At 60.6% G+C, this 2,838-nt stretch carries 4 protein-coding genes; all 4 read left to right on the forward strand.

The features are described from left to right. The coding region (locus tag H5U38_15725) for a hypothetical protein (GenBank protein ID MBC7188472.1) at positions 1-870 on the forward strand (870 nt) is incomplete at its 5' end. Positions 871-987: 117 nt separating this feature from the next. Further along, positions 988-1,614: a deoxynucleoside kinase gene (locus tag H5U38_15730; GenBank protein MBC7188473.1), complete on the forward strand. Its 627-nt coding sequence runs from the start codon at positions 988-990 to the stop codon at positions 1,612-1,614. Between the two features lie 58 nt (positions 1,615-1,672). Next, complete coding sequence (locus H5U38_15735; GenBank protein ID MBC7188474.1) at positions 1,673-2,368, forward strand: MBL fold metallo-hydrolase; 696 nt, start codon at positions 1,673-1,675, stop codon at positions 2,366-2,368. A gap of 5 nt (positions 2,369-2,373) precedes the next feature. Beyond that, positions 2,374-2,838 (forward strand): SAM-dependent chlorinase/fluorinase (locus H5U38_15740; GenBank protein MBC7188475.1); only part of this gene is annotated, 465 nt, incomplete at its 3' end.

Consider the following 2,838-nt stretch of genomic DNA (forward strand, 5'->3'; position numbering starts at 1 on the left):
TTTCCGCTGGTCTTCTTGGGAGGGTGGAAGAAGAGCGTTGTCAGGTCTGCAGCGATCGTGGGCGCGGTGGCAGTGCTCGGATACATGGCGGTGCATGTGCTGTTAGGGGCTTCTCCTTTTGCCTTCATCAAGGGGGTGGGGCACGAAGCAGTAGGGCGGCCGTTGCCCTACAAGCTCCTTTGCCTCGTTGGTATTCTGATAGTGAACCTCAACGCACTGCTCTTCCTGCTAGCTAAAGGGTGGATGGTGTGCCTGCGCGAGCGGAGAGCGCAGCTTTTCACTTTGGCCTTGGCCACGGCTCCATACCTTTGCCTGCCTTTGGTCAGCGCCGACTTTCTCGTGGACAAGGGTTGCTTCCTTCTGCCACTCTTCTGGGCGCTGGCCATGCCCATCGGCATCGCAATAGCGCAAGGCAAACTCTTGCGTACTGGCGTTCTCCTCTCTTTGCTTGCAGTAATCGTGGTGACAGTGGCAGTGTGGACCCTGCCCAGTCAGCGTTTGGCTTCGCACCGAGCCGCAGTCGGCGTAGCCTTGCGCGCCCGCTTTGGCGATGGGATCAAAGTGATGGGGGACTGGGGAACGGCTCTTCCGATAACCGTGAGCTTGGTGGGATGGAACTATGAGCGAGTGGCCTCGCACTACTTCGATGTTTCTTGCCCGGCAGAGGCGGACTTGCGGGCGAGCGGGGAGGATTCGGTGCTCATCGTCGTGGGCAGAAAGGGCTGGCTCCGCCGCCAAGTGGCAAAACTCCCCCTTCCCGGATTCGCAGTCAAAGACTGTGTGCCAAGGGTGCCGGGAGATGATGGACAACTGCAGCGCGTCCTCACCACCGATCACCTCTCAGTCTACCTCTGGACCAGGCGCCACTGACTGCTGGTGCCCCTGCCTGAGGGACCTCCTCAGACTTTACCGCTTGACTTTTAGCAGCAATTGGGTTATCTTTCTGCAAGGAAGCAGTCGAGAACACGTGGACACTCAGGCGGTCGCATGGCGAGAAAGCACTTTGTAGCGGTAGCAGGCAACATCGGTGTTGGCAAGACCACGCTCACCAAGTTGATTGCTGAGCACTTTGGCTGGCAGCCCTTCTACGAGCGGGTGATCGACAACCCGTACCTCAGCGACTTTTACCAGGACATGAGCAGATGGAGCTTCAACCTGCAGGTCTATTTCCTTTCCAAGCGCTTCATGGACCAGAAGCTGATTAGCGAGAGCCCTGTATCGTGCGTGCAGGATCGCTCCATCTATGAGGACGCGGAGATCTTTGCGTACATCCTTTACAAGCAAGGACACATGGAGCAGCGCGACTATGATAACTATCGCGAGCTGTTCTATTGCATGACCAGCTACCTGCGCAAACCGGACCTGATCGTGTACCTGCGCGCATCTACGTGGACGCTGATTACCCTCATCCGGCGCAGGGGCCGAGATTTTGAAAAGGGCATCACCCCCGAGTACTTGCATGAGCTCAACCTGGCCTACGAGCGCTGGATCAAGAACGCAAGCAAGGAGATGAACGTTCTGACAGTGGAAGCCGACCAGTTCGAGTTCGAGCACGACGTGGCTCGCAGAGAGCAGCTGTTCGCGCAGATTAGGGCGTTTTGCCCGGATGAGTAGCGGTGGAGGAGATTGAGCCATGAGGTGGAGAGCAGGGGTTGTGATGTTTGCCCTGTGCATGGTGCTGCAGGCGCGAGCACAGGAGCGCGCGCTGGACGTGCCCTCTTTCCTGCACTGGTACGGACATGCCTCGTTCCGTCTGCAGGACGGCGAGCGGCAGATCTACATCGACCCTTGGAAGATGCCCGCCACAGCGCCGCTGGCTGACATTGTGTTGGTGACCCACTCCCACTTCGACCACTTCGACCCCAGCAGCATCGCCCAGCTGGTCAAGGGGAACACGCGACTGGTGGCGCCACGTGACGTCATTGCGCAGGCGCAAAAGTCCAAGGAGCTGGCCGGGCTGCGTGCCAAACCTGGGAACCTTATCTCAGTGGCCCCAGGGGATACTGTGCGGGTGAATGGGGTGGAGATAGTCGCGGTGCCGGCGTACAACGTGGGCAAAGAGTTCCACCCCAAGGCAAATCAGTGGGTGGGATACCTCGTCAGGATGGGCAGCGGACTGGTGATCTACCACGCCGGCGACACGGATTTTGTGCCTGAGATGGCACGGCTTCGGTCGGACGTGGCGCTCTTGCCCATAGGTGGCACCTACACCATGGGGCCGGAGGAAGCGGCCAAGGCGGCGCAGGCGATGGGGGCACGCGTGGTCGTGCCGATGCACTATGGCGCGATCGTCGGCAGCAGCAAAGACGCCGATCGGTTGCGCGAACTTGTGGGCAAGAGCGTGGTGGTGCTGACCAGGGAGAAGTAAACGGGATGCTTTCCTCCGTGGCCACGAAGGCGCGCAGCGGCATCGTGACGCTGCTGACCGACTTTGGTACGGCAGACGCCTTCGTCGGGGTCATGAAAGGGGTGATTCTCGGCATCAACCCGGCAGCACGCCTGGTGGACCTCACGCACGAAATCCCGGCCCACGACGTGCAGGCCGCAGCCTTCGTCTTGCACACCGCTTACCGCTTCTTTCCGTCCGGCACGGTGCACGTGGTCGTGGTGGACCCGGGGGTGGGTAGTGCCCGACGCGGCATGGCCGTCGCGGCGGGCGGGCAACTCTTTGTGGCGCCGGACAACGGGGTGCTGAGCTACGTCTTTGCCCATGAGCCAACGTTCGAGGCGGTGGCTATCGAGCGCCGGGACTCGTGCCTTGCGGAGGTGAGCGCAACATTCCACGGACGGGACGTCTTTGCCCCCATCGCGGCGCACCTCTCCTTGGGCTTGCCCTTG

The organism is Calditrichota bacterium, from assembly GCA_014359355.1.
Taxonomy (GTDB): Bacteria; Zhuqueibacterota; Zhuqueibacteria; order JANLFK01; family Oleimicrobiaceae; genus Oleimicrobium.